The sequence below is a fragment of the Granulicella sp. L46 genome, assembly GCF_009765785.1.
Classification (GTDB): Bacteria; Acidobacteriota; Terriglobia; order Terriglobales; family Acidobacteriaceae; genus Granulicella.
On the sequence record NZ_LMUT01000005.1, the window covers coordinates 138,458 to 164,677 of the forward strand.

Genomic DNA, 26,220 nt, shown 5'->3' on the forward strand with positions numbered 1-26,220 from the left:
CCTTGAAATACCAAAATCTTTTTCTAGAATCGCTGTCGCGAGAGAGCCGGAATTCTCTTGTGCGGTTGTGCGTGGAGGTCGACCTACCGCTTAGGAAGTCGCTATATGAGCCGGGAATTGCGCCGATGTACGCGTATTTCATGACGTCGGGTATTGCGTCGGTGGTGGCGATGATGGAAAACGGGGGAATGGCCGAAGTTGGGCTGATTGGGCGGGAAGGGGTGGTGGGGAGCTTTCACCTTCTGGGGCCGGCGAAGGTGTCGACGAGCTGCTTTATTCAGTTGGAGGCGACGGCGCTGCGGATACGCTTTGCTGACCTGATGAACTGTTTCCGGGCGAACGAGGAGATTCGGGAGCGCTTGCTGGAGTTTGTGCAGGAGCAGGCGGTGAGTTTGAGCCAGCTGGCGGGATGCAATCGTCTGCATGACAACGAAGAGCGGCTGGCGCGGTGGCTGCTGATGGCGCAGGATCGAACGCAGACGGACACGCTGAACTTCACGCAGGAGTTCCTGGCAATGATGCTGGGGTCGAGGCGGACAACGGTGACATTGATCGCGGGTGTGCTGCAACGCGAAGGGCTGATCAAGTATCAGCGCGGAAAAGTGAAGATTATCGATCGCGCGGCGTTGGAGGCGGCGTCGTGCGACTGTTATCAGATTACGAAAGAGCTGTATGCGAGCTTGTATAGCCACCCGGTGCTGGCGGGAGAGGTTGACATGGAGGCTTCGGGAGCACTGGCGGGCGAGAAGATGGCAAAGGTGGTTGCGCCGGCAGGAGGCAATGGGGCTGGCGGGACAGACACATTGGGACACAAAGATTTCGTGGGGCGCGGGGCGGCGGCGAAGAAGACGAAGACGCCAAAACGCTAGAATGCGGGTGGTTTACCGCATAGAGGCGAAACGGCGGGCTGAACGTCTAAGATGGCAGAGAGCCCTCTGTTTAGAGCCGAACTGCGCGCATGAACGAATTTATTGTCAAACTCGCCGATGAACGTGGCCGTGTGCAGGAGCAGACGCATGCGGCGGCGACGGCCGAGGAGCTGCGGTCGAGGTTTACGCAGGCGGGTTACCTGGTGTATTCGGTAAAGCCGCGGTCTACGCTGGGGCGGTCGGCGAAGAAGAAGGTTAAGCTGGACATATTTCTGATCTTCAACCAGCAGTTTTTAACGCTGATTCGGGCTGGTCTGCCGATATTGAGTTCGCTGGATTTGTTGGCGAAGCGGCAGAAGGATTTGAGCTTTCGGGCGCAGTTGGAGGATGTTGGCGGGCGGGTGAAGACGGGCGAGTCGATCTCGGCGGCGTTTGAGGCGCAGGGGACCGTGCCGCTGGTGTACACGACAACACTGCTGGCGGGAGAGCGGTCGGGAAATTTGGAAGAGGTTTTGCAGCGGTATTTGGACTTCCAGCGGGTGGCGTTGACGTTCCGGAAGAAGCTGCGGGCGTCGCTGATTTATCCGGCGTTTTTGATTGTGATGGTGATTGGGCTGTTTACCTTCCTGATTACCTTTGTGGTGCCGCGGTTTGCGTCGCTGTATGCGCAGTTAGGGACGAAGCTGCCGACGCTGACGCTATGGCTGCTCACGCTGGGGCAGAATGCTCAGCATTATGGGCTGTATATTGCGCCGGTGTTGGTGCTGATCGGGTACCTGCTGGTGCGGTGGAGCAAGAGCGAGGCTGGGGCGGATTTGATCGACAGGGTTCGGATCAGGACGCCGATCCTGGGGACGGTGTGGCTGAAGTACCAGGTGGGGCTATTTTCTCGGACACTGGCTACGCTGCTGACGGGCGGGTTGCCGCTGGTGCCGAGTTTGGAGACGGCGGCGCGGTCGATTGAGTCGCGGTCGATTGCGAAGGCGGTGCGGGTGTCGGTGGAGACGGTGCGCGAGGGTAAAGGGCTAGCGTTGAGCTTGGAGCGGACGGGGGTGTTTCCTGAGCTGTCGATTGAGATGATTGAGGTTGGGGAGAGTACGGGCGCGCTGCCGCAGATGCTGAACTCGGTGGCGGAGTTTTTTGAGGAGGACGTGCAGACGTCGCTGGCTGCGATCATGAGTTTGGTGGAGCCGATTATTCTGATTGGGATGGGCGTGGTGGTGGTGATTGTGTTGATTGCGCTGTATCTGCCGATATTTAGTTTGAATGGCGTTGGCGGGTAGGCAGTAGACTGTTGCGTTTTTGAGGAGTCCAAACATTATGGCAAGTACAATTCCCGTCGCGATTCCGTATAGCAATGAGGCGCTTAGTGAGGTGGAGCGGGCGCAGATGCTGGCGCGACGCTATCACGCTGAGTTTGTCGATCTGAAGAACTTCAAGATCCAGGTGGAGCTGTTTAAGTCGGTGCCGGTGGACATGATGTTCCGCTATAACTTTGTGCCGCTGGAACAGAGTGAGGGGCGACTGGCGATTGCGGTGGCGGACCCGTCGAAGCTGATGGTGATTGACGAGATTGCGGGGCTGCTGGGGGCGCGGATTGTGACGCGCGTGGCCACGCTGAGCCAGATTACCGACCTGCTGAAAAAGAATGAGCAGTCGCAGCGCGTGCTGGATGAGGCGAGCGAGGGGTTGGCGTTCGATGTGCTCTCGAACGAGGAGAATGCGGAAGAGAATATCTCGATTGAGAAGCTGACGGCGGACGATGATATTTCTCCGATTATCCGGCTGGTGGATACGACGATTTTTACGGCCCTCGAGCGGCGGGCTTCGGATATTCATTTGGAGACCTACGACGATTGCCTGCTGGTGAAGTACCGCATTGACGGCGTGCTGCAGCAGGCGATGGCCCCAATTGCGCGGGAGCATCACCAGACGATTCTGTCGCGTATCAAGGTCATGAGTGAGCTGGATATTGCGGAGCGTCGCGTGCCGCAGGATGGACGCTTCCGGGTGCGGTATAAGGGGCGGCTGATAGACTTCCGCGTGAGTATTATGCCGACGGTGCATGGCGAAAATGCCGTGCTGCGCGTGCTGGATAAAGAGTCGATGTCGGAGAAGTTCAAGCAGCTTTCGCTGGATGTGGTGGGGTTTGCGGAGAAGGATTTGACGCGATTTCGGCGGTATATCAAGGAGCCGTACGGGATGGTGCTGGTGACGGGGCCAACGGGTTCGGGTAAGACGACGACCTTGTATGCGGCGCTGAATGAGATCAAGAGTGAAGAGGACAAGATCATCACGATTGAAGACCCGGTTGAGTATCAGATTCGCGGGATCACGCAGATTCCTGTGAACGAGAAGAAAGGCCTGACGTTTGCGCGCGGGTTGCGATCGATTTTGCGGCATGATCCGGACAAGATCCTGGTGGGCGAAATCCGTGATGCAGAGACGGCGCAGATTGCGATCAATTCCGCGCTGACAGGGCATCTTGTGTTCACGACGGTGCATGCGAACAACGTGGTGGATGTGTTGGGGCGCTTTCTGAACATGGGCGTGGAGCCTTACAACTTTGTGTCCGCGCTGAACTGCATTTTGGCGCAGCGGCTGGTGCGGCAGGTTTGCGAGTTCTGTGTGAAGGATGTGCACTACACGGATGCGGAACTGGAGCTGAACGGGTTGGTGCCTTCGGAGTGGCGGGACGTGGTGTTCAAGGAGGGGCCGGGTTGCATTGAGTGCGGTGGGACGGGATATCGCGGGCGGTCGGCAATTCATGAACTGCTGGAACTGGACGACGAGATTCGGGAGATGCTGCTGGAGAAGCGGCCGGGGTCGGAGATTCGGAAGAAGGCGAGGGACAAGGGCATGTCGTTCCTGCGAGACTCGGCTTTAGAGAGAGTGCGGGCGGGGATTACTACGCTGCGGGAGATTAATAAGGTCACATTCATTGAGCAGGGGCGGTAAGGGGAGGATTGGGTCGATTTTCATAAACGGGACGTTGAATGGAACGTCCAACGACTCAGCAATGACCTCCTTAACCGTTGCAGGGTACTCTAGATAGAGCTCGATGAATTTACTTCCCAAAGCTTCCGGAATCCGCCCACGTGTGGCGTGCGAGATTATGCCGCAGGGCGTCGTTGCAGGGTGCTCTGCGGACGCTGCGACGCCGTTGTCCGCGGTGGCACGGGTGACGCTGGTGGAGGGTGCGGTCGTACCGAGTCTGAAGCCGGGGAATATTGTGGACAGGGTTGCGGTGACGGCGGCGATCCGGAGTGTGCTGGAGCAGATTGGCGCGCGAGCGAATGTGCGGGATGCGAACCTGACATTGGTGATTCCGGACTCGGCGGTGCGTGTGCTGCTGCTGGACTTTGAGGCGCTGCCTAGCCGCGAGGCTGAGGCGCTGCCGCTGGTGCGTTTTCGGCTGAAGAAGCTGCTGCCGTTCGATTCCGATGAGGCGATGGTGACGTACCAGACGATGAGCACCAGCAAGGGCGTGGTGCGGGTACTGGCTGTGGCGATTCCGCGGGATGTGCTGAGCGAGTACGAGACGGCGGCGCGGGAGGCGGGATTTGAGCCGGGGTGTGTGCTGCCGAGTACGCTGGCGTGTTTGGCCGCGGTGGGCGATGCTGAGCCTGCGCTGCTGGTGAACGCGAATTCACTTGGGGTGACGGCGGCGATCGTGCGCGGCGGTGTGTTGCTGCTGCATCGCAGCGTGGATTTGCAGGAGCATTCGGTGACGACAGCTACGCCGTTGGCGGGTGAGATCAGTCTTCCGTTGGTAGATGCGCATGAGACGGCTGGGGAGTGGGCGGCGCAGGAGCCGCTGCCGGAGCACGGGCGGAATCCTTATGCCGACCAGGTAGAGGATGAAGCTGCGGTGCAGGATCCGGGCAGCATTACGGGGATCAAGTTGCCGGACGTTTATTTGGCAGGGCAGGGGAATGTGGGTGCGTCGGATCTGCAGCCGGTGCCGCTGTCGGCTGAAATTGCGCAGGCGGTGAGCGTGGCTGCTGCTTATTTTGAGGACACGCTGGCGGTCGCGCCGACCGAGGTGCTGAGTGCGGGTTCGTTGGGGGCGGAGAGGCTGGAGCGGATTCTCAAGACGTCGGGCGTGGGTGAGGAAGACGGATTGCGGGTGCGGGAGTTGGTGGACGCGGCAGCGTTGTTGCCGGATGCGGTGACGGCGAGTGCGCCGCGGGCGTGGCTTTCAGGAGTGGTGGGGGCGCTGCGGGGCTGATGAAGATTACTGTCAATCTCGCCACGCGACCGTTCATTGAGCTTCGGCCGATCTTTCTGCGGCTGCGGATTTTTATGGCGGTGCTGGCAGTCGTGGCCCTGGGCGCGCTGGTGGCTAGCCACATTCTGCAGCGGAGGCTGGACGTTGCTCGGGCGCAGATCAATGCGGTGCACGCGAAGGTGGTGGCAGCGCAGGATGAGAAGCGCAGAAATGAGCAGCGGATGCGCGAGCCGCAAAACGCGGCGGTACTGGCACGCGCGCACTTTCTGAATGCGCTGTTTTTGCGCAAGAGTTTTTCGTGGACCGCGGTGATGATGGATTTGGAGACGGTGTTGCCGGCGGGCGTGCAGGTGACGTCGATTGAGCCGGAGCCGACCAGCGATGGCGACGTGATGATTCGGCTGCGAGTATCTGGGGATCGAGATCGCGCGGTGCAGCTGGTGAGGAATCTGGAGCGGTCGAAGCGATTTTTGGCGCCGCGATTGACGGGCGAGGCGACGCAGGCGAAGGAGGCCGGATCGCAGGGCAACAACTTCAATGCGAACAGCCTGGCGCCTGCGGGGGTCGAGTTTGAGATTCTGGCGAACTACAACCCGCTGCCTCCCGGTGAATCGTATGCGAGCCCGAAGGCCGCGAAGAGTGATGCTGCGACGGATACGGACGAGCCGCGTGGCGGGGCGGTAAAGGGCGGGACGGCGAGCGGCAGACGGCATGGCGCGGCGATGCCCAGGAAGGCTGGTGCGCGATGAGCCTGACTGCAATGGTTACGCCGCCGCCCAATCGTTCGTTGCCGGAGCGCACGGTGCCGAGGTTGACTGCGCGAGCGCGAGCGTTGATGACTGCGCTGAACCTGCACCTTGCCGGGGTTGCGGTGCTGGCGCTGCTGGTTCTGTATTTGATCGTGCACCTAATTTTTGTTTGGCAGGGGTTGAACGCAAACAATGCCGACGCGCTGGATCAACAGCGGGTGCAGTTGACCGCGGCGCAGATCTCGGCGAAGCCTTTGCGGGGGCTGGATACGAAGCTGGTGGCGTCGACGCATGACGCGAATGCGTTTTATGAGACGCGCCTGCCGTATGCGAATTCGCAGGTGCTGGCAGAGATTGGTGCGTTGACGCATAAAGCAGGCGTGCGCTGGACGCACGCGCAGTATGCGTATAACCCGCAGCTCTCGGGCAGCGACGGGCTCACCCAGATGAGCATTGATGCGAGTGTCTCAGGGGATTATCGGCCGATTGTGGAGTTTATCAATGCGGTTGAGCGGGACAGACTTTTCTTTGTGATCAATGGCATCAACTTGACGGGACAGCAGACCGGGCAGGTGAACCTACGCATACGGCTGACGACGTATCTGCGGCCAGGGAATGCGGATGAGCTGTCTGCAGAGGTGCCGGCGGCTGCGGCGAATGACGCTGGGAAGCATGACGGCGAGATGGGAGGCCGGCCATGAGTGCTGCTCCAGCGAGAGACAAGAAGCAGATTGTGGTGGTCTCCATCTTTGGAGTTCTGCTGCTGGTGTTTGTGGTGTATGCGTACAACAGTTTCTTTGGCGGATCGCCGAATCCTGCGGCGACGGCTCCGACGGCAACTGCGCCGGTGGTGACGCGGTCGAGTGAAAGTCGCGTGGAGACAGAGGGCACGACGATTCCTGCGGGGAATGCGAGGGCAGGGCAGGGCGGTGCGGCGCCGGGAGTTGCGGCGAAGCGGATGGCTAGTACGTCGTCGAGTCTTGACCCGACGTTGGATGAGTCGGCGATGTTGAGGACGGAGAGCCTGGTGTATTCGGGTACGGGGCGCAATATTTTCTCGTCGATTTCGGCGCCGCCGATGGTAATTCCGACCAATGTTCCGAAGGCGCGGCCGGGAGTTGTGCTGCCAGTGATGCCGCCTATGCCGGTTGGGCCGCCTCCGCCACCGCCGATCAATCTGAAGTATTTCGGGACGGCAGTCCGCATCAATGGGCGGCGGCAGGCGTTCCTGCTGCAGGGCGAGGATGTTTACCTGGCGTCCGAGGGTGACATTGTGGCGCGGAAGTACCGGATTGTCAGTATTGGCACGAACAATATCCAGGTGGAAGACCTGGTGTACAAGGACACACAGGCGATCCCGCTGATTGGGCGTTGAGATTCATAGGGCGACCGGCTGAACTGAGACCACGGGCCTTCCGATTCGTCCAAATCTTGTCAGGGTGCGCGTTTTCCATTTCTATGAACCGGCCTATTCAACTCGATTGCAAACAGACTGTAGGCAGTCGCGACGACGTGCGCCGAGGCGAAGAGGGTTTCATGCTGCTGGCGGTGGTGGTGATGGTCGCGATTTTGTTGATTGCGCTGTCGGTGGCTGCGCCTGTTGTTGCACGGCAGCTGCAGCGGGAGAAGGAGGTCGAGAGCCAGCATCGGATGAACGAGTACGTTCGCGCGATTCAACTGTATCAGCGGAAGTTTCCGGGGCAGTATCCGGCATCGATCAAGGTGCTGGAGAGTACCAACAACGTACGGTTTCTGCGGCATGTGTATGTTGATCCGCTTACCGGGAAGGCCGACTATAAACTGATTCACCTGGGCGAGCAGAAGACCAAGATTCACGTGTTTTTTGGGCAGGAGTTGGGCGGGCTTGCGGCTAGTTTAGGGTCGGCGGCGGGGATGCAGTCGGGTGGCGGCATGGCTCCGGGAGGGTTGGCGGGCGGATCTACCAATGTCACGTCAACGAATGCTTTGAACTCAGGGTTTGGGGGGGCGACGATTGGTGGGAGTAGCGGGACGAGTGGGTTGGGGTCGACGAGCGCATCGGGTACCAACGGATCGCAGGGCAGCGGCAGCTCGACGGGCGCGAATGGGACTAATGGGACGAATGGAACTTCGGGTACGAGTGGGAGTTCGAGCTCAGACTCGTCGATTGGAAGCCTGGGCGTGATTGTGGGGGTTGGAACGGCGAAGAGTGGTTCATCCATCACCGAGCCGAACGCGCAGACCAACTATGAGGCGTGGGAGTTCTGGTACGATCCGCGCATTGAGATGCTGAAGCAGGGCGTGAACGTTACGGGTGGCGGGATGACGGGAAGCGGGGCGCCGGGAAGCGGCATGGGCTCGCAATCGGCTAGCAGCTACGGGCAGAATGGGGTCACTGGCCAACCGAACTCGCCGACAAATACCACGCCGGGTGCGACGAGCGGCAACGGAACGAGTGGGTCGACTAATCCGAATAGCTCTGTACCGAACCCGTTTTAATCAGGGCTCGGAGGAGCGTACCCATGGCCGGCGAGCAAACAGCAGATTCCCAGGGGGAATGACAGAAAGAAAAGCAAAAGCTTCGAGCCCCCAACAATGGGCTCGATTCAGTTGAGGCTGTCTGGTGCGGGTCGGGCTAGTGTTTGATGAGCCACATCGCCCAGCTGGCGACGATGACGGCACCTACCAGAAGGACGAAGCAGAGGGCTCCGAAACGGAGCATCATTTTGGGGGCCGCGCGTTGGGTGATGCCGAAGACTATCGAGACGCAGAGCGCGAAGACGAGCATGGCGGAGAAGTGCGTCAGCATTAGAGCGAGGCCTTTCTGCCATTGGCCAGGGAGTGCGCATCGACGGCTGCGATGATGTTGAGCAGGCCGCCGACGACCAGGAACTTGGTGCCATAGTCCCCCATGGCATTGATCACCGAGGTCGCTCCCCAGCCGAAGAAGCGGGCGAGGACGTAGAGCAGGCCTGTGCCAAGTTGGCCGACGAAGCCGAGCATGTCGAGCAGGTCGCCGGTGTTGGGCGTGTAGATTTTTCCGGAGAGACCAAGGCCGGTGAGGTACATCGTCAGGATTGCGGCGAAGAGTAGAAGGGCGCGCACCCACTTGCCGACGAGGAAGTGTCCGGCGCCGGGAATGAGCCAGCCTGCGAGAAGGACCAGGGCGGGGAACATCGACTTCTCGCCGGGGATTGGTTGAGCGATTTGTTGCTGCTGAGAGGGTGATGCCATCGTTCTCGATTCTATCGTCAATTGTGTTGACGGGGGGTAGAGGGTGGGGCTCAAATTCGCAGGAGCTCGCGCTGGATGGGGCCGGTGACGATGGCGCTGCCCGCATGCTCAGGGCTGCTCGGGCGGGTGATCATGTTGACCTCGCTGCGTATGCCGAACTCGCCGGGGAAGTAGATGCCCGGCTCGACGGAGAAACAGGTATTGGGCAGGAGAAGGCGCTCGTCGTGGGTCTCGAGGTTGTCGAGATGCGCGCCGTTGCCGTGGAGCGAGACTTCGATGTTGTGGCCGGTGCGGTGAGTGAAGAAGTCGCCGAAGCCGGCATCGCGAATGACGGCGCGGGCTGCGTCGTCGGCCTGCCAGCCGGCGATGGGGCGACCCTGGACGTAGGCGCGCTGGATGGCTTCGATGGCGGCATCGCGTGCGTCGCGAACGGTGTTGAAGATTAACTGCTCGCGGGTGGTGGGATCGCGGCCTACGACTCCGGTCCAGGTGATGTCGTACCAGATGGCCGTGGGATCATTTGCGAGCTTGGCCCAGATGTCGATGAGGATGAAGTCGCCGGTGCGGATGACGCGAGAGGTTTCTCGAGTGGGCTCGTAGTGTGAGTCGGCGGAGTTCGGGCCGGCGCTGCAGTTCGGACCGTGGTCGGTCCAGAGGCCGGATTTCTCCATTTCCTGCTTGAGGAACTCGACTACATCGAACTCGGTGATTGGGGTGTTGCTGCGGACGCTTTCACCGATCTGCTTCCATCCGGAGGCGAGAACAGCGTCGAGACGGCGCTGGGCTTCGAAGTGCGTGGCGATTTGGTGGTCGGTGAGAACGGCTTCGAAGACGCTGACGAGATCGGCGGAGCTGATGACCTTCTTGCCCATGGAGCGGATCAGCTCGACGGTGCCGGCGTCTACCATCGCAACGTACATGATGGCATTGCGCGGGGAGTATTGCATGGCGATGGTGGCTGCGCCGTCGAGCATCGCTTCGAGCTTATTCTCGAGCTCCTGCCAGGAGGAGTAGGCGTCCTTGGTGCCGGGGAGGGAGTCGAGCTTGCCGGACTCGATGCGGTGCACGAGTTTACGCGGTTCGCCGTCTGCGGGGATGAAGTAAAACCAGCGGCGGGAGACGAAGCTGTCCTCATCGAGCCCGAGGATGCGATAAGCAATGGGGTCGCGATGGTGGTGGTCGTAGAAGAGCCAACCGTCGAGCTTGTGTTCGCGCAGCGCGGATTGAATCGCGTTTAGATTCATGCACATTATCTTAGCTTTCACGGTCGCGGAGTGTCCTGTGTGAATCGTTTTCGGCGCGATTGGCGGGAGTTGGAGAAGTCGCATCTTATCGTAAGGATTTATCCGCAGATGTTTATCCCAAGGAGAGTTTCATGGAAACCGCATCACGCTTTACAGCTCAGCACCGAGTGGCCCTGGCGGGCAGTGAGAAGAAGCCGTTTGCAGCGGAAGCTGCCCAGCCACAGTCGACTACTGCGCAGGCTGCGACGGAGACTGGGGAGATTACTGTGTCTGTGATCGTTGCGCCGAAGACGCCGTTCACGATGGACGGGGATGGACCGCCGGAGCGACTTACGCGCGAGGAGTTTGAGGTCCGTCATGGAGCGAATCCTGCATCGGTGGAGCTGGTCCAGGCGTTTGCGAAGGAGTTTGGCTTGACGGTGGAGACTTCGCCGAGGGCTTGCCCGTGCACGGTGCGTCTTAGCGGCAGCCTGGCTGCGATCGAGAAGGCGTTCGGTGTTTCGCTCAGGACGGAAACCACGGAGGCTGGGACATTCCGCGTGCGCGAGGGAGCGATCTATCTTCCGGAGGAGCTGTATGGACATGTTGTGGCTGTGCTGGGTTTGGATAATCGGCCGCAAGCGCGGCCTCATTTTCGAATAGCGCAACCGCATGCTGATAACGTCTCGTACACGCCGGTGCAGGTGGGCGCGCTGTATGGGTTTCCGGCGGGAGCAACGGCCAGTGGACAGACGATTGGGCTGATCGAGCTTGGCGGGGGCTATCGCGAAGCCGACGTGACGGCTTACTTCAAGACGCTGGGCCTGCCGGCGCCGACGATTACGGCCGTCTCGGTGGACAAGGGGAAGAACACTCCTGGGGACGCGAACGGTGCGGATGGAGAGGTGATGCTGGATATCGAGGTGTGCGCTTCGATTGCGACGGGCGCCAAGGTCGCCGTGTATTTTGCGCCAAATACGGACCAGGGATTTATCGATGCGGTGACAACGGCGGTGCATGACACGACACATAAGCCGAGCGTGATCTCGATCAGCTGGGGAGGGCCGGAGTCGAGTTGGACGGCGCAGGCGTCGACTGCACTGAATGCGGCTTGCCAGGCAGCGGCTGCGGTGGGTGTCACGATTACGGTGGCGTGTGGAGACGATGGGTCGACGGATGGTGTAACGGGGAACAACGTGGATTTTCCGGCGTCGAGCCCGTATGTGCTGGCATGTGGGGGGACTACGCTGGAGGGTTCCGGCACGAAGATCAGCAGCGAGGTGGTGTGGAACGAGCTGGCGCTCGGCGAGGGAGCTACGGGCGGCGGCGTGAGCACGCTGTTTGCGCTGCCGACGTGGCAGAAGAGTTCGAAGGTGCCGGCGTCGACGACCTCGGCTGGTGGGCGCGGCGTGCCGGACGTTGCTGGCGATGCCGATCCTTCTACGGGTTATGAGGTTCGCGTCGATGGACAGACGATGGTCATCGGTGGCACCAGTGCGGTGGCGCCACTCTGGGCCGGGCTGATTGCGCTTGCGAACCAACAGATGGGCGTGGCGGCGGGCTTTGTGAATCCTGCGCTGTACGCGGCTGGAGCGAAGGATGCGTTCCGGGATATCACTGGGGGTGATAACGGGGCATTTTCGGCAGGGCCCGGGTGGGACGCTTGCTCGGGGCAGGGGAGCCCGGTGGGCAGCGCGGTCATTGCGCTGCTGGGCGCTGGGTCAGGAGCGACAAATCAAAAACCTAAGAAGTGAATAGGGGGGTGCTGCCGTGGCGCCAATTCCGGGCGAGAACGTACGCGGATATGCTCCTGAAATATACATCGTGGTACCGACGTAACCTAAGCGCTTGACAGGGGTACTCTGACGCTGCTAAAAATTCGACCGTTGCACAATCGTTTGCGCAAGGTGTGCAAACGATTGTGCAGACCCAGTTACGGGCAAACATACAGCAACACTTTCGGAGGCACTATGCCGCACGCACGTCCATGCTTATCCAGTCCGAGCACGACCGTCGACGGAGCTTTTACGCTTCGCGCTTGGCTTCGCTACTCCGCCTTCTCGGCACTGGTTCTTCTCCTTGCGATGTTTACTACGAACTTCGCTCATGCCCAGTTCCGTACATCCGTTCAGGGTGTCGTCACCGATCCCACAGGCGCCGTCATTCCCGGCGCCACGCTTACGCTCAAGAACAACACCAACAATGAAACGGTTGTGCGGACGAGCGACAGCACAGGCACATTCAACTTCAATGCATTGCCCGCTGACACATTCACGCTGACTGTTGATCACACGGGGTTCCAGCAGAAGGTGTTGACGGATCTGACGTTCATCCCGGAGCAGGCGAACTCGCTCACGGTGCAGATGTCGCTGGGTGGAACTACGCAAGAAGTAACCGTTAATGCTTCAACGGTTTCGGCGATGGATACAGAGACTGCCAACATAGGCGGCACCATTACCGACAACCAGCTTCAACATATGCCTTCATGGAACCGCGATCCTCTCACCCTGACCCAATTGGTACCGGGTGTGATCAGTGACGGTGCACAGTCGAACGGTGGCGGCGTCTATACCCCGCCGGGGCAGCAGAGCGGTGCGAACGGCAGCGGTTCGGGTGGCACGGCTCCAACGGAGAACGGACCGCCGGTGAACTCAAACGGCGGCCACATGGAGACCAACGGCATCTCGATCGACGGTATCAGCACATCGAGCGCGGTATGGGGTGGAAGCACGGTCATCACCCCCGACCTGGAGTCGGTGGCGAACGTGCGCGTGGTGAGCAACGACTATGACGCCGAAGTTGGTCGCTACAGTGGCGCACAGACCCTCGTGACCTCCAAGAGCGGAAGTAACACCATCCACGGCGGCCTGTTCATCAATATTCATAGGCCGGGGTTGAACGCTTACCAGCACGGGCTTACGTTCGAAGGGAATTCGAGTAACCCACAGAGAGATACGGCACGCTTTAATCAGTATGGCGGTAGCGTGGGCGGTCCCATCTGGAAGAACAAGGTGTTTGCATTCTTCGCCTATGAGACATCGCCAAATAATTCGACCACTACTGGAACAGGCTGGTATGACACGTCGGCGTTTGACGCCCTGGGACCCTCGGGCAGCATCTCCTCGACGTATCTGACGTTTCCGGGAGCAGGTGTGACGGCTACAGGAATCATCCCAGCAACGTGCGCCGGCATTGGTCTGGTGGAAGGGGTGAACTGCAATACCATTGCCGGGCAGGGCTTGAATATTGGCTCTCCCCTTAATCCTGCGCTATATCCGCTGGGAACGCAGGACCCCACGGCAACGGGTACTTCGGTCAATCCGGGTGTCGGCGGTGGTTTGAGCAACGTGGCAGATATTGCGGACTTTGCTGTGACCAGCCCGTTTTCCTCTTACTACACGCAGTACAACGGTCGTATGGATGCTGACGTGACCAAGAAAGATCACGTAGCCTTTGCTATCTATTGGGTGCCGGCGGGCAGCACGGACTACAACCCCAATTCACGTACGTACAATCTCTTCCATCACAATCAGATCAACGATGCGTTTTCAGTCATCTGGAACCATACGTTCGCTCCGACTTTCTTGAATGAAGCGCGTGCCAATGCAGCCGGCTGGCGCTGGAATGAGATTGCAGACAATCCCCAGGCACCGGTTGGATTACCACAAGACAACATCGATCAGATCGGATCGATCACACTCAATCAGTTTGGTTCCGCCCTGGGTAGCATTTTCAACCAGTGGACCTATGGCTACAAGGATGTAGCTACCAAGGTGATGGGTAACCAGACCATCAAGTTCGGTGCTGATTTCACTAACCTTCATTACCTGAGCGATCCCATTGGACGTCCGACCTATAACTTCTACAACGTTTGGGATTTTCTGAACGACGCTCCGCGAGACGAGAACGGAGTCTTCAATACAGCAACGGGATTCCCGGGCGGAACGCGTCAGGACTTTCGGGAGAATATGTTTGGCGCCTTCGTTCAGGATGACTGGAAGATCCGGCCGAATATAACGTTGCATGCCGGGATCCGCTACTCCTATTTTGGAGCGCCCTATACCACGCAAAATAATCTCGGTGTGGTGGTCTTCGGGTCAGGCGGGGACATCTTCACCGGACTTAGCATCCGGCAAGGTGGACATCTCTACACGCCTCAGAAGGGCAACTTCGGGCCGCAGCTTGCGATTGACTGGAGCCCGGAGATGTTCCATAACAAGCTCGTTGTCCGGGGCGGGTATGGGTTGAACTTTAACCAGCAAGAGATTGCGATCACGGGGAACGCGGACCAGAATCCGCCGGCTCAAGGTTATTACGACTTCCCAAGCGGATCGCCGACAGACATCAATCCGAACATTCTCTATGGGATTTCGAGCAGTCCGACGTCTCTAAACGGCTTCGCCTCAAATCCCGCGACGAAAACAACGTTCAACTCGGCTAATCTTCCGACCGGGGGTAGTGCGAGCGTCTTTGCGTTCGGCAACACGTCGGGCGGACTCCCCACGCCTTATACCCAGCACTACTCGGTGGATATGGAGTATCAGATCGGGCAACAACTCGTGGCAAGCATTGGTTATCAAGGTAGCTCGTCGCACCACCTGAATACCCAGACAAACGCAATGGCAACTGCGCTCGTTCGGGGTGTCGCGCTCAATCCTTTGATCACCAACCTGGACTACTATCCCAACGATGCCTCTTCCAATAACAACGCTTTCCTGGCGGAGTTGAAGCATCCGATGGCCCATCACTTCCAGGTGGACGCCCAGTTTATGTGGGCCAAGAGCATGGACAATGCTTCTGGACCGTATGAAGAGGATCCATACTATCCGGAAAACCCGTTTTACTCGTGGGGACGGTCCGACTTCAATGTTGGGAAGTCTTTCAAGGCGTTCGGTCTTTGGCAGCCTGTTTTCTTCAAGGGCAACAACAGATGGCTGGAGAAGATTGCGGGTGGCTGGTCGTTCAGCGGAATCTATAACATTCATACTGGATTTCCCTGGACACCAAATTTCGGAACGGCGCAATCGCTTTACTGCAACGCATATTGCGGCTACTACAATTTGCGTCCTCAGTATCTCGGCGGTGGCGGAACATCGACCAGCAATAACGCGTTCGTATCGGGTAGCAATTTCCCCGGTATCCTGACAAATCAGGTTTCTGCCAAAGCGGCCGTCAACAACCCTACCTGTGTTCCTGGCAACCCCCAGTATCCGAACTGTTTGACGGTCGTCGCTTACTCCAACAAGTACTTCAACGTGCCGAACTTCCAGGCGGCGATGACCGGACAATTCCCGGGAGTCAACGCAGCACTGCCTCCACTTCCGGGCATTGCGCGTAATTCTTACAATGGTCCAAAATATGAGGACTTTGACGCGTCGCTGACGAAGGCGTTTGGCCTTCCGAAGGCGCGGGTTCTGGGCGACAACGCGAGCATCGAAATTCGCTGCGACGCTTATAACCTGTTCAACAAGACCAACCTCAATGTTGCCTCGATCTCGAACAACATCAACAATTCGAACTTCGGGAGTGTCAACCTGGGCAACTCGAACGTCATGCTTGGATCACGCACAGTGAGCTTCCAGGCGCGCTTCTCGTTCTAAACCGATGCTAGATGAACGGCAGAGGGCGCGCTACGGCGCGCCCTTTGCATTACAGCTCTGCACCATGCATTACAGTTGAACGTGGATTCGCTTCGTGAGACTCATGGTCGATTTGCCGCTATGACTGAAGAACGCAAGATAAATGCAATCAAACACATGGGTTCCGGGCGCACCCTGAAGGAGTTGGCGAAGCACCTGGGGCTCTCGCAGACCACTGTTTCACGGGTGATCAACAACTCTGGAAACGCGCACCGTATCTCGGAGACGACGCAGAAGCGCGTGCTCGCGGCTGCGGCTGAATTGAACTATAAGGCCAGTCCGTTGGCGCGCGGCTTGCGTAGCCGGCGGTCGCAGACGATCGGCGTGATGGTGCCGGAGATCAGCGGTGGCTACTCGGCGGCTGTTCTGAGCGGGATTGAAGACGTGCTGCTGATCAGCGGCTTCTTCTACTTCGTGGTGAGCCACCATCACCGTGAGGAGCTGCTGCGCGACTATCCTGCGCTGCTGCTTTCGCGGGCCGTTGAAGGCATCATTGCGGTTGACTCCGCGCTGAATGTTGAGCTGCCGGTGCCGATCGTAGCTGTGTCGGGCCACTTGCGTTCGCCGTCGATCCTGAATATTGAGCTGGATCATAATCTCGCGGCGCGCTATGCACTCGAGCACCTGCAGCGGTTGGGTCATCGCAAGATCGCGTTTATCAAGGGGCAGAGTTTCAGTTCTGATACGGAGGTCCGCTGGCAGGCGATCACGAGGGTCGCTGCCGAGCTCAAGATCGCGATTGAGCCGCACCTAGTGATTGCGTTGGAGGGCGATGATCCGACGCCGGAGCCGGGGCGCGTTGCGACGCACAAGCTACTGGCAGAGGGTATGCCCTTCAGCGCGATCTTTGCGTTTAATGATCTGTCTGCGATGGGGGCGATTGTGGCCCTGCGCGAAGCCGGGGTGGATGTGCCATCGGAGGTGTCGGTGCTGGGCTTTGATGACGTGGTTGGGGCAGCGACGAATAATCCCCCGCTGACTACCGTGCGGCAGCCGCTGCAAGAGATGGGGAGGGCGGCTGCGACGGCTCTTCTGCACCGTATACGCCATCCGAAGGCGAGCGATGCGACGGCGCAAGCGTCCGAGTCGATTCTTGTGCTGCCGACGTTCGTGGAGCGCAAATCGACGGCACCTGCGCGCAGCTAATCGCTTTGTCTTGTGAATGATGCCGATTGCAACGCTGACCCTCGAACTCGCGATTGAACATGCACAGTCGCTTAAGGACCGTCGCCAGGTGGTGCGGTCGCTGAAGGACAGGCTGCGGCACGGGTTTAATATCTCGATCGCAGAGCTGGACGATGCGTTGCTGTGGAACCGGGCAACGCTGGGGGTGGTCGCCATTTCGAATTCGACAGCCTACTTGAGCGGCCAGTTGCGCGAGGTGGAAACGGCGGCTCGCCGTCTGGCCGTGGGCCTGGGTTGTGAGATTGTGGACAGCTATATTGAAAGCGACCTGTCGCTGGATGATTAAAAGACAGATGTGGGTATTTCGCCGCCTCAGGGATGCTAACCTGTAGAGTCAGCCATGCCCGAGCAACGAGCCAGAACGTATCACCGCGGTCGCGTCGTCAACACATTCGCCGAAGAAATCACAGCTATGCTGGAGGGCGAATTATCTGATCCGCGCATTGCGCCTTGTCATGTTACCGAGGTGGTTTTAGCGCCGGGCGGAAAGAGTTGTCGTGTCTTTATTGCTGTAGTGGGTACGGAGCAGGAAGAGTTGGCGACGCTGGAAGGATTGATGACGGCGCGCGGCTTTATACGCACCGAGATTCGTCAACGCATGAACGTGCGTCATGTTCCGGAGATCACTTTCGCAATCGACCGCTCGGAAAAGATCAACTCACGCATGGATGAGCTGCTGGGGCGTATGGAAAAGCGCCGCAATAAACTTGCCGGTAAGGGTGCGAAGGAGACGTCGAAACCAGCCGAGCCAACTCAGTGAGCTGGCTCGGAGTTTTTTGTCTGCTATGAAAAATAAGGCCTCGATTGCCGCCTTGCTCGAGCTTCTCCGCGAACGCAGCAGCTTCGTGATCAGCTCACACCTCCGTCCGGATGGGGACGCGATCGGCTCTGCGCTGGGATTGATGCATCTGTTGGAGGTGATGGGTAAGCAAGTCACGGTGTGCTTTGTGGATCCAGTTCCAGCGAACTTTCGGTTTCTTGATGGAAGCGATCGAGTTGCGAGCACCTTTCCGCCTGTGGATGCGGCGATCTTTCTCGAATGCGATTCGATTGAGCGCAGCAGTATTGATAGGCGCCAGTTTGAGGCGGCATCGCCGGCGCTGACGATCAACATTGATCATCACCGCAGCGGTCGCGAGTTTGCCAACTTTAACTGGATCGACCAGGAGGCGGCCGCTGTCGGTTGCATGATTTACGACCTTGCAATGGCGGCAGGAATTCCGATCAGCCGTTCGATGGCTGAATGCCTTTACGCGGCGATTCTTACTGACACCGGCTCCTTCAACTATCCGAGCACGAGTGCTTCTACCTTCGCGATGGCGGAGCATCTGGTGCAGAGTGGGGCCAATCCGAATCGCATAGCCGCGGATGTCTACTTTTCAAACCCGCCAAGCAAGGTGCGATTGCTTGGCATAGCGCTCAGCAACATCCAGATTGAGGGTGCGGTCTCGTGGAGTCATGTGACGGTGGAGGAGATGGAGCGTGTGGGTGCGAGCGTGGAGGACTGCGAGGGCGTGGCGAATCATCTGATTGGCATTGTGGGGGTCGAAGCGGCTGCTTTTCTGCGCGAATTGCCCGAGCAGAATCAATTCCGGTTGAGTTTGCGAAGCCGGCGAGCGCTGGACGTGTCGGTAATTGCCGAGGCTTTTGGCGGCGGCGGGCATCGCAATGCAAGCGGCTGCAGCATGGAGGGGACGCTCGCGGAAGTGACTCGCCGCATCGTTGCACACATGCGTGAGGCCTGTTTACCCCTGCGGGACGAAGCTGCATCGATCGACGCTCCTACGCTGCCGTCGATTCTGTTAGCCTAAGTTTCGCTTCGCGAATATGCAGCAGGCGGTTCAAGTAGACCTGCAAGGGCTTCGGCCAAAACGAGTTGCGCTTGCAACTGAACTCTCTGATATCACTTTGACGGACCTCCCCCAATCCGCGCTTGCGCCTTCGGACTCAACCGCCGCAGCATCGTCGTCGACGCGGCCAGGCGGCGCGAACGGCGTCGTGCACTGGATACGTCATACTCATTTGGGCTATACCGCCACAGAGTTCGTTGTTCTGCTGCTGTTTGTTGGCTTCTTCCTCTTTTATGGCCTGATTCCGATTTTTGGTGGGGATCAGCTGGGGCTGGTGGGAGCGGATGAGCCGCGATATGCGCAGATTGCGCGCGAGATGCTTGCGGCCCATACCGCGACATGCGATGCGGTGCACGCGAGTATCCTGCCGAACAGCCTAAGGGCTGCGTCGCTTCGAGCGTCGTACCAATGCCTGATGGGCGGCACGGTAACGCCGATACTGTATGGCAAGCCGTGGCTGGAAAAGCCGGCGCTCTATTACTGGCGGGCGATGGGTTATTATCGCGAGCTTGGCGTTTACGACTGGACGGCGCGTTTGGCTTCGGCCACGGGAGCGCTGGCTCTCATCATTCTGGCGTTCCTGCATCTTAAGCGCTTCCGGCCAGGGGGGCACCTCGATGCCGCACTCATTATGGTGTCGGCTATCGCGATGTTCGCGTTCTCGCGCGGCGCTTCGACAGACATGCAGCTGGCAGCGCCTTTTTGTATCGGCATGCTGGGCTGGTATGCGTGGTATGAGACGGGCAAGAAGTTCTGGCTGTTCGATCTTTATTTTTTTGGCGCCGCGGCCACGCTGGCAAAAGGTCCGGTAGCGCCCTTTCTTGCGCTGTCGATTATTTGTCTATTTCTGGGTCTGCGCCGTGAGTGGTCGGCCCTGCGCCGAACGATCTGGATTCCGGGAATTGTGCTGTACCTAGTCATGGTATTGCCCTGGTATATCGCAGTGCAGCGCCGAAATCCCACGTTTTTAAACGAGTTTTTCTGGAAGCACAATCTAGAGCGTTACACGACCAATCTTTACCATCATCGCCAGCCGTTTTACTATTATCTGGTCGTGCTCATTCTGGGCATGATGCCGTGGACGGCGCTATCTGTTCGCGCGTTGGTCGACGGCTTGTCCACTTCTTTTGCGGAGTGGAAGGCTCGCTCCAAACGGCAGCGGTACGTAGGCCACGTTCGCGCCGGCGACGCGTTCCCGGAGTTCCTAGTGCTGTGGGCGCTCTTTCCAATTATTTTCTTCTCCTTCTCCGATTCCAAGCTTCCTGGCTACATTCTTCCTTCGATGCCGCCGCTGGCGATCCTCACGGGGGATTACCTGTTTCGGATTCGGAGGCAGGGCATCTCGAACTGGTTGTTGTACACCCATGGGGTGCTGACGGCCGTTCTAACTTTCGTTCTGATCCTTTGCCCGCAGTACATGGTCTACCAACGCTTGATTCCGGCGGCGGGGATATTGTCCGTGGCGATCGTGCTCGGTATTGCGGCGGGGCTGATGGTTGTCCTGGCGACACGTCATTACGGTGTGCGTATGCTGCGTTTGGTGACGATGATTCCGCTGGTGATTCTGCTGTATTTTCTGCTGGGCAGAAATGGGCGACTGCTAGATCTCAACTACTCCGCTCGTCCCCTGGCGCGGGAGATTCAGCAAGCCGATCCGAATGCAACGGTGGTCGCCGAATTCAATGTGCGCCGTGACCTGGTATATGGACTGGCTTTCTATCGCGATCAGCAAATCGTCAGCTACACCAGCGGGGGGGTTCCTGAAGGTGAACACCTGGTGGTATTTCCTACGCGCGATGAACCCTTGTTAGAGAATTATCTGAAGGGGAGATTTACACAGCCACTGCTTCTGTATCAGGCGCAGGGGCTATCGGTGTATAGGGTCTATCCTCGGAGTTAGGAAGTTAGAGGTCGAGCGCAGTTGAGCCAAACGCTGAGTCACTTCGCGCAACTCGAGATACTGGACCTTCGCCACTTCTCAGCGGCGCAGTTGAGGCCGTTACTGCGCGACGAGGCTGAGCGCTGGCAGCGGCGGTTGCACTGGGACTATGGCCGCGCCTCGAACATGCTGCTGGATTACCTGGATAGCCGAATTCTTCCGGGCTTTGTTGCGCTCCAGGCGGGAAACATCGTCGGCTACGCCTTCTGCGTCTGCGAGGGAGCGAAGGCCGTGATTGGGGACGTCTACGCGTTCGGCGAGACCGAGTCCACGGAGAACCCGATCTGCGATACGCTTTTGCATCATCTGCTGGAGCTGGTGCAGGCTACGCCGGGAGTTGATCGTATCGAGTCGCAGCTGCTGATGTTTCCGGATGGGGCGCTCTGTGAGACGTTTCAGGCGCGCGGATTTGTGAGCTTCCCGCGGTGTTTTATGCTGCGCGACCTAGAAGCTCATCCATCGCGCATGGATACCGATCTCGCTTCGCTGCATCCTGGCAGGAGTCTGGTTCTACAAGCCTGGCAGCCGGAGTTTTACGAGGGAACCGCGCAGCTGATCCATCGTTGCTATGCCAACCATATGGATGCAGGCATCAACGACCAGTATCGTACGCTGCACGGGGCGCAGCGGTTTCTGCACAACATTATCCGATTTCCCGGCTGCGGTGTGTTCGATCCGGAGAACTCCTGGGTGCTGCGGGACGCCGCAGCGTTGGCACACAGCAATGGCGGCAATGACACCACCCAACGGACTGCCCCCATCGAGGCGGTACTGCTTTGCTCCAAGGTGCGCAGCGATGTCGACCACATCACGCAAATTTGCATTACGCCGTCTCTGCGCAGTCATGGACTCGGTCAGATGATGCTGGAGCACTGTGCGCGTGAGGGTGCGAAGCGTGGGGTTCGTCAACTCTCGCTTACGGTGACAGAGGCTAACCTGCCAGCGCGCCATTTGTACGAGCGCAACGGATTTATAACCCTGCATCGGTTCGAAGCGATGGTCCGCGACACAAATGCGCCAGAGGGATCGTTTCGCTCGGAGTTCTCAAGCTTTAAGGCAAACTAGGTCTTGGAGAGGGCTATTCCACGTGGTAGTTGGGAGCCTCACGCGTGATGACGACGTCATGGACGTGGCTTTCGCGGAGGCCGGCGCCGGAGATGCGAACGAACTTCGCCTTCTCCTGGAGATCCTCGATGGTTGCGCAGCCGAGGTAGCCCATGCCGGAGCGGAGGCCGCCGACCAGCTGGTAGACCATCGCCTCGAGCGGTCCGCGGTGCGGTACGCGTCCTTCGATGCCTTCGGGGACGAACTTGGCAAGGCGATTGCCGCTCTCTTCTCGCGCGGTGATGGAGGGGCGGTCGCCGGATGAGAATTCGTCGATGTCGGCCTTGCTCTGGAAGTAGCGTTCACCGCCACCCTGGGCCATAGCGCTCAGGCTGCCCATGCCGCGATAGGTTTTGAAGCTGCGGCCCTGATAGAGGATGGTCTCGCCGGGGCTTTCATCCACGCCTGCGAAGAGCGATCCCATCATGCAGACGCTGGCGCCTGCGGCGATGGCCTTGGTAATGTCGCCCGAGTACTTGATGCCGCCGTCGGCGATGATGGAGATGCCGCGTGATTTTGCGGCGCGATAGGACTCGGCGATAGCGGTGATCTGCGGCATACCGGCGCCGGTAACCATGCGCGTGGTGCAGATGGAGCCGGGGCCGATGCCGACTTTGACTGCGTCGGCACCGGCGTCGATGAGGGCCATGGTGCCTTCGTAGGTGGCCACGTTACCGGCGAGGAGATCAACTTCGGGGAAGCGCTTCTTGCATTCGGCAACAGCTTCGAGGACGCGGGTGGAATGGCCGTGCGAGGAGTCGATGGCGAGGGCGTCGACGCGGTACTTGACGAGCTCTGCGGCGCGTTCAAGGAAGTCGCCTGTGGCTCCGATCGCACCGGCGACGCGCAGGCGACCCTGCTCGTCCTTGCTGGCGTTGGGGTATTTCAATTTCTTCTGGATGTCTTTTACGGTGATCAGGCCCTTGAGTTCGTAGTCGTCATTGACGACGAGGAGCTTTTCGACGCGATGCTGGTGGAGGATGTGCTCGGCTTGTTCGAGGGTCGTGCCGACGGGAACGGTGATGAGGTCGGTCTTGGTCATCACGTCGCTGATGGGAATGTCGGTGCGCGAGACGAAGCGCAGATCGCGGTTGGTGAGGATGCCGACGAGCTTGCCTTTTTTGGTGACGGGCACGCCGGAGATCTTGAAGCGGCGCATGACTTCGAGCGCGTCGGAGATGGGGCGCTCGGGCTCGATGGTGACGGGGTCGACGATCATGCCGCTCTCGGAGCGCTTGACCTTGTCGATCTCGCCGGCCTGCTGTTCGATGGTCAGGTTGCGGTGGACGACGCCGAGACCACCCTGCTGGGCCATGGCGATGGCCAGACGCGATTCGGTCACGGTATCCATGGCAGCCGACATCAGCGGGGTAGCCAGTACTATTTTCTTAGTCAGCCGGGTCTGGGTGCTTGTCTGGGTGGGCACTACGTCAGAGTAGGCTGGAACCAGCAACACGTCGTCGAACGTGAGCGCTTCGGGGATTTGAGTAGGGATCATACTTCTCTATTGTTGCACTGGAGAGGCCAGAGTTGAACTTTCGGTGGACTTGGCCTAAAATTCCCTAAGCAGACGAATTTGTTCTGCCGCTGAAAGCAGCCGTCTGGCAAACGGTCGGTATCCGTGAGTACACCGGAAAAGTGGCGGAAGAGAGGAGTGGGCGAGAGCCCACTTTTTGTTTGCTTTAAACACAGGTTGGCGGACGGTGAAAGCACCCGCTCAACCCAAGCACGACAAGACGGGAAGTTGCCGTAAGCACTATGGCTTTGCAGATGGAGACAATTCGCGCCACGGCTGACCGCGTTGCGGCCTCGCACCAGCTCGACCTGGTGGACCTGGAGTTCACGGGCGGGGCGAAGCATCGGATACTGCGGGTGTTTCTGGAGAAGAATGCAGAGGCGCGTGCCAAGTTTGCGGCGGAGGCAGCATCCAATGAGGAAGCAGGCCTTCCCAAGGGTGTTCCGGTTGAAACGCTTTCTGGGGTAACCCATGAAGATTGTGCGAATTTTGCTCGCGACTTCGGAACCGTGCTGGATGTGGAAGATCTCATCCCTGGTTCGGAGTACACGCTGGAGGTGAGTTCTCCGGGGCTGGAGCGAAAGCTGCTGAAGGCTGTCGATTACGAGCGCTTTCGGGGCAGCCTGGCGAAGGTACAGACGTTTACAGCGATCGACAACAATCGCCATTTCACGGGCAGGTTGACGGCGTTTGATGGGAAGACGATTATGCTCGATCTTTCTGCGGTGAAGCAGAAGGGGAAGGCAAAGAAGACACAGACGGCGCAGACGGTCGAGATACCGCTGGCAAATGTGGAGAAGGCGAACCTGGTGGCGGAGATTTAGGCAAGGTTTCAGACGGTAAGGAAATTGAATCATCGGCGGTAGATCGCCGAAAGAAGTGAGAGACGACATGGCAAGTGCTCTGTATCAGTCGATTGAGATTTTGGGACGCGAGAAGGGGATTGACCCTGAGATCGTGGTGAACGCGGTTGAAGACGCTATCGCGCTCGCGACCCGCAAGTACTACAAGACGGTCGAGAACATGCGCGGCGAGATGGACCGCGAGACCGGCGAGATTCGTGCGTACGTGTACAAGACCGTGGTGGAGACGCCGGAGCTGGTCGAGGACCCGGACAACCAGCTGACGTTGGAACAGGCTCGCGAGCTGGCGCCTGAGGTTGAAGTAGGCGGAGAGTTGCGCTTCTATAAGGACACCACACCGCTGGGACGCATTGCCGCGCAGATGGCCAAGCAGGTCATCTTCCAGAAAGTTCGCGAGGCCGAGCGCGATACCGTGTTCAACGAGTATGCGCATCGTGCGGGTGAGATTCTGACGGCGACGGTCAAGCGGCTGGAGCCGATGGATGTGATCTTCGACCTGGGTAAGACCGAGGCGCGGATGCCGAAGCGTGAGCAGTCGCGGCTGGAGCAGTTTGCCGTTGGTGAGCGGGTGCGCGTGGTATTGCTGCGCGTTGATCGCGCGGCCAAAGGTCCCCAGGTGATCGTGTCGCGCGCGGCGCCGGCGCTGGTGCAGTCGCTGTTCCAGTCCGAAGTGCCCGAAATCTACGACGGCACGGTGACGATTCGCGCTATCGCCCGCGAGGCAGGGGAGCGCAGCAAGATTGCGGTGATGAGCCGCGATAAGGATGTTGATCCGGTTGGCGCGTGCGTTGGCATGAAGGGCATGCGCGTGCAGTCGATTATCCGCGAGTTGCGCGGCGAGAAGATCGACATCATTGAGTACTCGGACGAGATCACGACGTTTGCCGAGAAGGCGCTGCAGCCGGCGAAGGTCTCGCGCGTTTCGATTACGGATCTTGCGGAGAAGCAGCTCGAGGTCATCGTCGATGACACGCAGCTATCGCTGGCGATTGGCAAGAAGGGGCAGAATGTTCGCCTGGCGGCGAAACTGCTGCAGTGGAAGATCGACATTAAGAGCGAAGAAGAGAAGCGGCAGGAGGTCGAGCAGCAGATGCAGGCCATGGGCGGCGGACCTTCGACGCCGATTGAGCAGGTTGTCGAGCTGGGCGATTCTGTGATGGAGAAGCTGATTGCGGCCGGTATTACGACCGTCGAGGCGCTTGCCGATATGACCGCCGAAGAGCTCAGCGAGATCCCGGGCATTGGTGAGAAGACGGTCGAGAAGATTGCCGTCGCCGTTCGCCACTACTTCGGACAGTATGAAGAGGGTGAGGAGCGTCCGGTTCCGGTGCCTTCTGAGCCGGCTCTTGTAGAGGGCGAAGAAGCCATTGCCGCGGCGGCTGCATCCGATGAGGCGGGAGACGAGGTACATTCCATGACCAATACGCCGGAAGAGATTCTTGCTGGGCAGGCAGCCGATGTGGGCTCAGCGGAAGAAGTCAGTGAGTTTTCAGCCGAGGATATCGCGGAGGCCGAGGATGAGTCTTCGGATATCGACGCGAATGACGATAACGACGCTCGCGAAGCGGGCATTGAACTGGATAACGACACCGTAGACGAACTGGTCGATCAGGCCCAGGAAGTCTCGGATGAAGGAATCGACGACGGCGAGCGCGACCGTGATTAGTGCGGGCGCGTTCGGCGGAGTTTTTGGCCGTATTTCGAAAATCGCTGTAAAACCCAGCCAAACGGCTGAAAAGTTAACAGATTCAAGGGATAATAGCCTTGAACGAACTCCACCTTCGATTGAGGCTGATATGAACAGCTAAGTGCGCAGTGGAACTGAAAAGGGCCGAGCGG

Annotated in this window: 22 protein-coding genes; 18 read left to right on the plus strand and 4 right to left on the minus strand. The window is 59.0% G+C overall.

The window, feature by feature from the left end; all coding sequences use genetic code 11:
* The first annotated feature begins 2 nt into the window (after positions 1-2).
* From GSQ80_RS04735 to GSQ80_RS04770, 8 genes are all read left to right on the plus strand, one after another.
* On the plus strand, positions 3-869 hold the full coding sequence (locus GSQ80_RS04735) for a Crp/Fnr family transcriptional regulator (RefSeq protein WP_158786368.1): 867 nt from the start codon (positions 3-5) through the stop codon (positions 867-869).
* Between the two features lie 89 nt (positions 870-958).
* Entirely contained in the window at positions 959-2,152 is a 1,194-nt protein-coding gene (locus tag GSQ80_RS04740) for a type II secretion system F family protein (protein ID WP_158786370.1), read from the plus strand.
* Positions 2,153-2,189: 37 nt separating this feature from the next.
* The gene (locus GSQ80_RS04745) at positions 2,190-3,827 is read left to right on the plus strand and encodes a GspE/PulE family protein (protein WP_158786372.1); all 1,638 of its coding nucleotides are present in this window, start codon (positions 2,190-2,192) and stop codon (positions 3,825-3,827) included.
* A gap of 103 nt (positions 3,828-3,930) precedes the next feature.
* On the plus strand, positions 3,931-5,100 hold the full coding sequence (locus tag GSQ80_RS04750) for a hypothetical protein (RefSeq protein WP_158786374.1): 1,170 nt from the start codon (positions 3,931-3,933) through the stop codon (positions 5,098-5,100).
* Positions 5,100-5,849, plus strand: a complete 750-nt coding sequence (locus GSQ80_RS04755) for a PilN domain-containing protein (RefSeq protein WP_158786376.1) — start codon at positions 5,100-5,102, stop codon at positions 5,847-5,849. Before GSQ80_RS04750 ends, GSQ80_RS04755 begins: the two co-directional genes overlap by 1 nt.
* A complete protein-coding gene (locus GSQ80_RS04760) occupies positions 5,846-6,550 on the plus strand; it encodes a GspMb/PilO family protein (protein ID WP_216850142.1) in 705 nt (234 codons plus the stop codon). The genes GSQ80_RS04755 and GSQ80_RS04760 overlap by 4 nt, the downstream gene beginning before the upstream one ends.
* Entirely contained in the window at positions 6,547-7,224 is a 678-nt protein-coding gene (locus GSQ80_RS04765) for a hypothetical protein (RefSeq protein ID WP_158786378.1), read from the plus strand. Before GSQ80_RS04760 ends, GSQ80_RS04765 begins: the two co-directional genes overlap by 4 nt.
* Before the next feature lie 161 nt (positions 7,225-7,385).
* Positions 7,386-8,327: a type II secretion system protein gene (locus GSQ80_RS04770; protein WP_158786379.1), complete on the plus strand. Its 942-nt coding sequence runs from the start codon at positions 7,386-7,388 to the stop codon at positions 8,325-8,327.
* 136 nt (positions 8,328-8,463) lie between these two features.
* On the opposite strand, the gene GSQ80_RS22875 is transcribed toward GSQ80_RS04770, so the two are convergent.
* Genes GSQ80_RS22875 through GSQ80_RS04780 form a run of 3 tightly spaced genes read right to left on the minus strand, consistent with a single transcriptional unit; the run spans position 8,464 to position 10,306 of the window.
* Positions 8,464-8,637, minus strand: coding sequence for a hypothetical protein (locus tag GSQ80_RS22875; RefSeq protein ID WP_174241305.1), 174 nt, complete (start codon positions 8,635-8,637; stop codon positions 8,464-8,466).
* Positions 8,637-9,062, minus strand: coding sequence for a DUF6677 family protein (locus tag GSQ80_RS04775; RefSeq protein WP_158786381.1), 426 nt, complete (start codon positions 9,060-9,062; stop codon positions 8,637-8,639). Before GSQ80_RS04775 ends, GSQ80_RS22875 begins: the two co-directional genes overlap by 1 nt.
* A 50-nt stretch (positions 9,063-9,112) precedes the next feature.
* Positions 9,113-10,306 carry a Xaa-Pro peptidase family protein gene (locus tag GSQ80_RS04780; RefSeq protein ID WP_158786389.1) on the minus strand — a complete coding sequence of 398 codons (1,194 nt, stop codon included), beginning with the start codon at positions 10,304-10,306 and terminating at the stop codon, positions 9,113-9,115.
* Positions 10,307-10,437: 131 nt separating this feature from the next.
* Here GSQ80_RS04780 and GSQ80_RS04785 point away from each other — a divergent pair, with 131 nt between their 5' ends.
* From GSQ80_RS04785 to GSQ80_RS04820, 8 genes are all read left to right on the plus strand, one after another.
* Positions 10,438-12,039 (plus strand): protease pro-enzyme activation domain-containing protein, encoded by a 1,602-nt coding sequence (locus GSQ80_RS04785; RefSeq protein WP_158786391.1) that lies wholly within the window; start codon positions 10,438-10,440, stop codon positions 12,037-12,039.
* Between the two features lie 216 nt (positions 12,040-12,255).
* The gene (locus GSQ80_RS04790) at positions 12,256-15,885 is read left to right on the plus strand and encodes a carboxypeptidase regulatory-like domain-containing protein (RefSeq protein ID WP_158786393.1); all 3,630 of its coding nucleotides are present in this window, start codon (positions 12,256-12,258) and stop codon (positions 15,883-15,885) included.
* 120 nt (positions 15,886-16,005) lie between these two features.
* The gene (locus tag GSQ80_RS04795) at positions 16,006-17,070 is read left to right on the plus strand and encodes a LacI family DNA-binding transcriptional regulator (protein WP_158786395.1); all 1,065 of its coding nucleotides are present in this window, start codon (positions 16,006-16,008) and stop codon (positions 17,068-17,070) included.
* Positions 17,071-17,089: 19 nt separating this feature from the next.
* Entirely contained in the window at positions 17,090-17,395 is a 306-nt protein-coding gene (locus GSQ80_RS04800; RefSeq protein ID WP_158786397.1) for a DUF503 domain-containing protein, read from the plus strand.
* Positions 17,396-17,449: 54 nt separating this feature from the next.
* Positions 17,450-17,869, plus strand: coding sequence for a 30S ribosome-binding factor RbfA (gene rbfA, locus GSQ80_RS04805; RefSeq protein ID WP_158786398.1), 420 nt, complete (start codon positions 17,450-17,452; stop codon positions 17,867-17,869).
* Positions 17,870-17,894: 25 nt separating this feature from the next.
* Positions 17,895-18,920, plus strand: coding sequence for a bifunctional oligoribonuclease/PAP phosphatase NrnA (locus GSQ80_RS04810; RefSeq protein ID WP_158786400.1), 1,026 nt, complete (start codon positions 17,895-17,897; stop codon positions 18,918-18,920).
* Between the two features lie 211 nt (positions 18,921-19,131).
* Positions 19,132-20,859, plus strand: coding sequence for an ArnT family glycosyltransferase (locus GSQ80_RS04815; RefSeq protein WP_371315681.1), 1,728 nt, complete (start codon positions 19,132-19,134; stop codon positions 20,857-20,859).
* Between the two features lie 21 nt (positions 20,860-20,880).
* Positions 20,881-21,963 (plus strand): N-acetyltransferase, encoded by a 1,083-nt coding sequence (locus tag GSQ80_RS04820; protein WP_254059446.1) that lies wholly within the window; start codon positions 20,881-20,883, stop codon positions 21,961-21,963.
* A 13-nt stretch (positions 21,964-21,976) separates the two neighbouring features.
* Here GSQ80_RS04820 and guaB read toward each other — a convergent pair whose 3' ends face one another.
* A complete protein-coding gene (guaB, locus tag GSQ80_RS04825) occupies positions 21,977-23,500 on the minus strand; it encodes an IMP dehydrogenase (protein WP_158786404.1) in 1,524 nt (507 codons plus the stop codon).
* 260 nt (positions 23,501-23,760) lie between these two features.
* Between guaB and rimP the strand changes: the two genes are divergently transcribed.
* Positions 23,761-24,342, plus strand: coding sequence for a ribosome maturation factor RimP (gene rimP, locus GSQ80_RS04830; RefSeq protein ID WP_158786406.1), 582 nt, complete (start codon positions 23,761-23,763; stop codon positions 24,340-24,342).
* A 67-nt stretch (positions 24,343-24,409) separates the two neighbouring features.
* On the plus strand, positions 24,410-26,047 hold the full coding sequence (gene nusA / locus GSQ80_RS04835) for a transcription termination factor NusA (protein WP_158786408.1): 1,638 nt from the start codon (positions 24,410-24,412) through the stop codon (positions 26,045-26,047).
* Positions 26,048-26,220 lie beyond the last annotated feature (173 nt).

What these genes read in the sequence shown, in the direction of transcription:
- GSQ80_RS04785 (WP_158786391.1), top strand. Translation starts at nt 10,438, where the DNA reads ATGGAAACCGCATCACGCTTTACAGCTCAGCACCGAGTGGCCCTGGCG.
- guaB (WP_158786404.1), bottom strand. Translation starts at nt 23,500, where the DNA reads ATGATCCCTACTCAAATCCCCGAAGCGCTCACGTTCGACGACGTGTTG.
- GSQ80_RS04800 (WP_158786397.1), top strand. Translation starts at nt 17,090, where the DNA reads ATGCCGATTGCAACGCTGACCCTCGAACTCGCGATTGAACATGCACAG.
- GSQ80_RS04790 (WP_158786393.1), top strand. Translation starts at nt 12,256, where the DNA reads ATGCCGCACGCACGTCCATGCTTATCCAGTCCGAGCACGACCGTCGAC.
- GSQ80_RS04810 (WP_158786400.1), top strand. Translation starts at nt 17,895, where the DNA reads ATGAAAAATAAGGCCTCGATTGCCGCCTTGCTCGAGCTTCTCCGCGAA.
- GSQ80_RS04740 (WP_158786370.1), top strand. Translation starts at nt 959, where the DNA reads ATGAACGAATTTATTGTCAAACTCGCCGATGAACGTGGCCGTGTGCAG.
- GSQ80_RS04745 (WP_158786372.1), top strand. Translation starts at nt 2,190, where the DNA reads ATGGCAAGTACAATTCCCGTCGCGATTCCGTATAGCAATGAGGCGCTT.
- nusA (WP_158786408.1), top strand. Translation starts at nt 24,410, where the DNA reads ATGGCAAGTGCTCTGTATCAGTCGATTGAGATTTTGGGACGCGAGAAG.
- rimP (WP_158786406.1), top strand. Translation starts at nt 23,761, where the DNA reads ATGGCTTTGCAGATGGAGACAATTCGCGCCACGGCTGACCGCGTTGCG.
- GSQ80_RS04755 (WP_158786376.1), top strand. Translation starts at nt 5,100, where the DNA reads ATGAAGATTACTGTCAATCTCGCCACGCGACCGTTCATTGAGCTTCGG.
- GSQ80_RS22875 (WP_174241305.1), bottom strand. Translation starts at nt 8,637, where the DNA reads ATGCTGACGCACTTCTCCGCCATGCTCGTCTTCGCGCTCTGCGTCTCG.
- GSQ80_RS04795 (WP_158786395.1), top strand. Translation starts at nt 16,006, where the DNA reads ATGACTGAAGAACGCAAGATAAATGCAATCAAACACATGGGTTCCGGG.
- GSQ80_RS04780 (WP_158786389.1), bottom strand. Translation starts at nt 10,306, where the DNA reads ATGAATCTAAACGCGATTCAATCCGCGCTGCGCGAACACAAGCTCGAC.
- GSQ80_RS04770 (WP_158786379.1), top strand. Translation starts at nt 7,386, where the DNA reads ATGCTGCTGGCGGTGGTGGTGATGGTCGCGATTTTGTTGATTGCGCTG.
- GSQ80_RS04775 (WP_158786381.1), bottom strand. Translation starts at nt 9,062, where the DNA reads ATGGCATCACCCTCTCAGCAGCAACAAATCGCTCAACCAATCCCCGGC.
- GSQ80_RS04765 (WP_158786378.1), top strand. Translation starts at nt 6,547, where the DNA reads ATGAGTGCTGCTCCAGCGAGAGACAAGAAGCAGATTGTGGTGGTCTCC.
- GSQ80_RS04760 (WP_216850142.1), top strand. Translation starts at nt 5,846, where the DNA reads ATGAGCCTGACTGCAATGGTTACGCCGCCGCCCAATCGTTCGTTGCCG.
- rbfA (WP_158786398.1), top strand. Translation starts at nt 17,450, where the DNA reads ATGCCCGAGCAACGAGCCAGAACGTATCACCGCGGTCGCGTCGTCAAC.
- GSQ80_RS04750 (WP_158786374.1), top strand. Translation starts at nt 3,931, where the DNA reads ATGAATTTACTTCCCAAAGCTTCCGGAATCCGCCCACGTGTGGCGTGC.